Below are 4,736 nucleotides of genomic sequence, written 5' to 3' on the forward strand. Positions count from 1 at the left end.
GTCGGCCATGGTGGCCGCGCCGCCCTCGTGCCGGGCGGCGACGAACCCGGCGCCCGCCGCCACCATCGCGTTCGTGACGTGGAAGTTGCCGGACCCGACGACCCCGAAGACCCGGCCGACACCGGCCGCGACCAGGGCCCTGCCGACCGCCTCGGCGACCTTCACCGCCGGCTCCCCGCCCGCTCGACGAGGGCGAGGACGCGCGCGGGCGCCCCGGATCCCGAGACGATGGGCAGCGGTCCGGCGATGACGACGGCCCCGGTCGGCGGGAGTGCGGCGAGGTTCTGCAATTGCGTCAGGCCGTACTTGCCGCTGCCCATCAGGTACGAGTGACAGGGGAACGGCGGATCGAACGCGTGCGCACGGCCCGCGTCGGTGCCCACCGTCTCCACGCCGAGCCCGAGCACCGGTGACTCCTCGGCGACCCAGCGGGCGCACGCGGGCGACAGGCCCGGGGTGTGCGGGCCGTTCGCGTCGGCGTTCAGGAACGGCTCCTGGGCGTACGACCTGCTGCTCCAGCCCGTCCGTGCCAGGAGCCAGCCGCCGTCGGGCAGCGCACCGTACCGGTTCTGCCAGTCCTGGATGTGCTCCACCTCGATGAGGAAGTCCGGGTCCTTGGCCACCTCGTCGGTGAAGTCGAGCACCACCGCGGGGGCCACCAGCTGGTGGGCGGGCACCGAGGCGACGTCGGCGAGGTCCTTGCCGGTGACCCAGTGGTTGGGTGCGTCGAAGTGGGTGCCGGTGTGCTCGCCGGTGCGGAAGTTGTTCCAGTACCAGCCGGGTCCCCGGTCGTCGTAGCGGCTGATCTCCTCCAGCGCGAAGGTGCTGGTCTGCCCGAACTCGGGCGGCAGTTGCAGCACCGGCGTGGTGGACGACAACGGCGCGGTGAGGTCGACGACTTGGATGGCACCACCGCGCAACCCGGACACGAGGGCGGTGAGGACGGAGGGGGACGCCCCGGACGGTGACGAGGACGACGCGGACACGGACGCTGCCGTTGACTCGGACATGTCTTGCATCCTGAAGGCAGGCGGCAGGGCCGCACAACCGTCAGGAAGCCGCGGGGGCGCCGGGCGCCGTGGTCACAGCACGCCCCGGCCCGCCAGGCTGCGCAGCAGCCGTCGCAGGCCGTACTCCCACGGCGGCGCCGCCTCGCTCGTCGTGACCGTGTTGACCAGCGCGCCCAGGCGCGGACTGGAGATGCGGACCACGTCGCCCTCGTGATGGGTGAACCCCTCGCCGGGCGCGTCCCTGTCCTGCGTCGGCGCGAACAGGGTGCCCGTGAACAGCACGAATCCGTCGGGGTGTTGGTGGTGGTCGCCGTGCACGGACGCCACCAGGTCGAGGACGTCCCGGCTGATCCGCCGCATCGAGCTGCTGCCGCGCAGGACGAAGCCGTCCGTGCCCGTGACGTCGAGGGCGATGTCCAGTTCCCGGACGTCGTCCAGGCGGAAGGTGTCGTCGAACAGGCGCAGGAACGGGCCGAGGGCGCACGAGCCGTTGTTGTCCTTGGCCCGGGGCAGCAGCAGGGCGCTGCGGCCCTCGACGTCACGGAGGTTGACGTCGTTGCCGAGCAGCGCGCCGCGCACCCGGCCCCGGGAGTCCACCGCGAGGACGGCCTCCGGCTCCGGGTTGTTCCACACGGACGAGGCGAGGATCCCGACCGGCGCGCCGGTGCCGACCGCGGAGAGCACCGGGGCCTTGGTGAACACCTCCGGGTCGGGGCCGATGCCGACCTCCAGGTACTGCGACCACAGTCCCTCGGCCTGCAGGATCTCCTTCGCCTTGACCGCCTCGGGCGAGCCGGGGCGGACCCGCGCCACCGTGCCCACGGAGGCGGTGAGGCGCTCGCGGGTGCGGGCGGCGAGGGACGGGTCGCCGCCGGTGCGCTCCTCGATGACCCGTTCCATCAGGCTGTCCGCGAAGGTGACGCCCGCCGCCTTGATCACCTGCAGGTCGACGGGGGCCAGCAGATGCGGCAGGTCGCGTCGTCCGGCGGCCGTCGCCGCGAGCAGCGCGTCGAGCGGCCAGCTGCGGCCGCCCTCGGCGTCCCGGACGAGCTGCTCCGCGTCCTCGCGTTCCAGCAGGTCGCTGACCGTGGGCGCGTACGCGGTGAGGTCGACGACGCGCCCGCCGCGGACGGTCGCCACGCACGGACCGTCCCACTCGGGCTCGTGGACACGGGCGACGAGGGCGGCGGACGCGGCGTCGTCCGGCAGGACGGACGCGGCGGTGAGGTTCATCGGGTGCTCCTGGGGGTGGTCGTCAGTGCGAGTCGCGCGGGACGGCGTGCCCGCGGCAGCCGCGCAGGAAGTCGAAGTCGGCCCCGCGGTCGGCCCCTTCGACGTGTTGGGTGTACAGCCACGCGTAGCCGCTGGTGTGGTGTGCCGCGGGTGGCTGCCAGGCGGCCCCGCGTCGGGCCAATTCGCCGTCGTCCACGTGCAGGTGGAGGGCGCGCTGCGGCACGTCCAGCGTGATGGTGTCGCCGTCCCGTACGAGCGCCAGGGGTCCGCCGACCGCGGCTTCGGGCGCGACGTGCAGGACGACCGTGCCGTATCCGGTGCCGCTCATCCGGCCGTCGCACACGCGCACCATGTCGGTGACGCCCGCCTTCAACAGCTTGGTCGGCAGCGGCACGTTGGCCACTTCGGGCATGCCGGGATAGCCCTTGGGGCCCGCGCCGCGGATGACGAGGACCGTGTTCTCGTCGACGTCCAGGTCCGGGTCGTCGCACACGGCGTGGTACGCCTCCGGGGAGTCGAAGACGCGCGCCGTCCCGGTGTGGGTGAGCAGGTGCGCGGAGGCTGCGGACTGCTTGATGACGGCGCCGTCCGGGCAGAGGTTGCCGCGCAGGACGGCGGTGCCGGTTCCGGCCGGCTGGAACGGGGCGGAGACCGGCGTGATGACCTCGTCGCCGAGGCGTTCGGCGTCCGCCACGTTCTCGGCGATGCCGCGCCCGGTCACGGTGAGCTGCTCGCCGTGCAGCAGTGCGGCCCGCAGCAGTTCCCGGTGGACGGCGGGCAGGCCGCCCGCGTAGCAGAAGTCCTCCATGAGGTACTTCCCGGACGGCATAAGGTTCAGCAACGTCGGTACGTCCCGGGCGAGTTCGTCGAAGTCCTCGGCGTCCAGGGGTACGCCGACCCGGCCCGCGAGGGCGGTGAGGTGGATGATCGCGTTGGTGGAGCCGCCGATCGCGGCATTGGTGCGGATCGCGTTCTCGAACGCCTCCCGGGTGAGGATCCGCGAGGGCCGCAGCTCCTCCTCGACCATCTCCACGATGCGGCGGCCCGCGCGCTGCCCGGTCTCGAAGCGGCGCATGTCGACGGCGGGCCAGGTCGCCGAGCCCGGCAACTGCATGCCGAGGGTCTCCGCCATGCACGCCATGGTGGAGGCGGTGCCCATGGTCATGCAGTGGCCGTTCGAGCGGGCCATGCAGCCTTCGGCGAAGAAGCACTCCTCCTGCGTCATCCGCCCGGCCTTGACCTCCGCCTCCATCTGCCACACCGCCGTGCCGGAACCGACGTCGCGGCCCTGGAACTTGCCGTTGAGCATGGGCCCGCCGGTGACCATGACCGCGGGCAGGTCGACGCTGGCGGCGCCCATGAGCATGGCCGGGGTCGTCTTGTCGCAGCCGGAGAGCAGCACCACGCCGTCGAGCGGGTTGGCGCGGATCAGCTCCTCGACCTCCATCGCCATGAGGTTGCGGTACAGCATGGCGGTGGGCCGCATCAGCGTCTCGCCCGTCGCCATCGTGGGGAACTCCAGCGGGAAGCCCCCGGCCTGCCACACCCCGCGCTTCACGGCTTCGGCGACGCGCGGCAAGTGGGCGTTGCACGGCGCGAGTTCGGAGGCGGACACAGCGATGCCGATCACCGGGCGGCCGTCGAAGACCTCGGGGCCGAAGCCCTGGTTGCGCATCCACGAGCGGTACACCATGCCGCCGCGGCCTGCCGCGCCGAACCACGCCTGACTGCGCCGGCCTTCGGACATGCGGATCACTCCTCCAGGGACGGGCGGGGACGCGTACGATGCCGGGCAATCATTGAATGATTCGATGAAACCGTCCAGGGGGTGCGCACAAGAGCGTGGAACACAGCCGTACGGGCCACCAGCGACTCGTCGACGCGCTCGGCCGCCGCATCGTCTCGGGCGCCTTCCCGGTCGGCGACCCGCTGCCGGTGGAGGATCTGCTCGCGAGCGAACTCGGCGTCAGTCGTGGCGCGTTGCGCGAGGCCGTCAAGGCGCTCGTCGCGAAGGGCATGCTCGTCATCCGCCCCCGCACCGGGACCCGGGTGCTGCCGCCGGAGCAGTGGAACCATCTGGACCGGGACCTGCTCGCCTGGCAGCAGGAGTACGACCCGCGGCAACTGCTGCGCGAGACGGGACAGTTGCGCCGCATCGTCGAGCCCGAGGCGGCGCGCCTTGCGGCCCAGCACTGCCGACCCGATCAACTCCGCACGCTGCAGGACGCGTTGATGCGGATGGAGAACGCCGAGGCCCGCGACGACCGCCCGGCCTATGTGGAGGCGGACACCGTCTTCCACCGCACTCTGCTGGCCGCCGGCGGCAACCGCCTGCTCGGCGCGCTCGGCCGCGCCCTCGACGTGGCACTGCGCCACCACTTCGCGATCAGTACGCAGACGCCGGGCGCCGCCGGCTCCTCGCTGCCCGGACACCGGGCGGTCCTGGACGCGGTGGCGGCGGGCCGCGGGGCCGAGGCGGCGGCCGCCGTCACC

5 protein-coding genes are annotated in these 4,736 nt (G+C 72.8%); 1 reads left to right on the forward strand and 4 read right to left on the reverse strand.

Annotated features, from left to right (window positions below):
* The 4 genes from G3I40_RS20040 to G3I40_RS20055 all read right to left on the reverse strand — a co-directional run.
* Positions 1–165, reverse strand: a 165-nt coding sequence (locus G3I40_RS20040) for a thiamine pyrophosphate-binding protein (RefSeq protein ID WP_343244967.1), incomplete at its 3' end; no start/stop codon positions are given.
* Positions 162–1,010 carry a cyclase family protein gene (locus G3I40_RS20045; RefSeq protein ID WP_164303517.1) on the reverse strand — a complete coding sequence of 283 codons (849 nt, stop codon included), beginning with the start codon at positions 1,008–1,010 and terminating at the stop codon, positions 162–164. The genes G3I40_RS20045 and G3I40_RS20040, both read right to left, overlap by 4 nt.
* A 72-nt stretch (positions 1,011–1,082) precedes the next feature.
* Positions 1,083–2,243 (reverse strand): fumarylacetoacetate hydrolase family protein, encoded by a 1,161-nt coding sequence (locus G3I40_RS20050; protein WP_164303518.1) that lies wholly within the window; start codon positions 2,241–2,243, stop codon positions 1,083–1,085.
* A 22-nt stretch (positions 2,244–2,265) separates the two neighbouring features.
* Complete coding sequence (locus G3I40_RS20055) at positions 2,266–3,990, reverse strand: IlvD/Edd family dehydratase (protein WP_164303519.1); 1,725 nt, start codon at positions 3,988–3,990, stop codon at positions 2,266–2,268.
* A gap of 95 nt (positions 3,991–4,085) precedes the next feature.
* On the opposite strand from G3I40_RS20055, the gene G3I40_RS20060 reads away from it, so the two are divergent.
* A partial coding sequence (locus tag G3I40_RS20060) for a FadR/GntR family transcriptional regulator (protein ID WP_164303520.1) occupies positions 4,086–4,736 on the forward strand: 651 nt, incomplete at its 3' end.

It is taken from the genome of Streptomyces sp. SID14478 (assembly GCF_010548525.1).
Lineage (GTDB): Bacteria > Actinomycetota > Actinomycetes > Streptomycetales > Streptomycetaceae > Streptomyces.

Coding starts and splice junctions, on each gene's coding strand:
- G3I40_RS20055 (WP_164303519.1), bottom strand. CDS start 3,990: ATGTCCGAAGGCCGGCGCAGTCAGGCGTGGTTCGGCGCGGCAGGCCGC.
- G3I40_RS20045 (WP_164303517.1), bottom strand. CDS start 1,010: ATGTCCGAGTCAACGGCAGCGTCCGTGTCCGCGTCGTCCTCGTCACCG.
- G3I40_RS20050 (WP_164303518.1), bottom strand. CDS start 2,243: ATGAACCTCACCGCCGCGTCCGTCCTGCCGGACGACGCCGCGTCCGCC.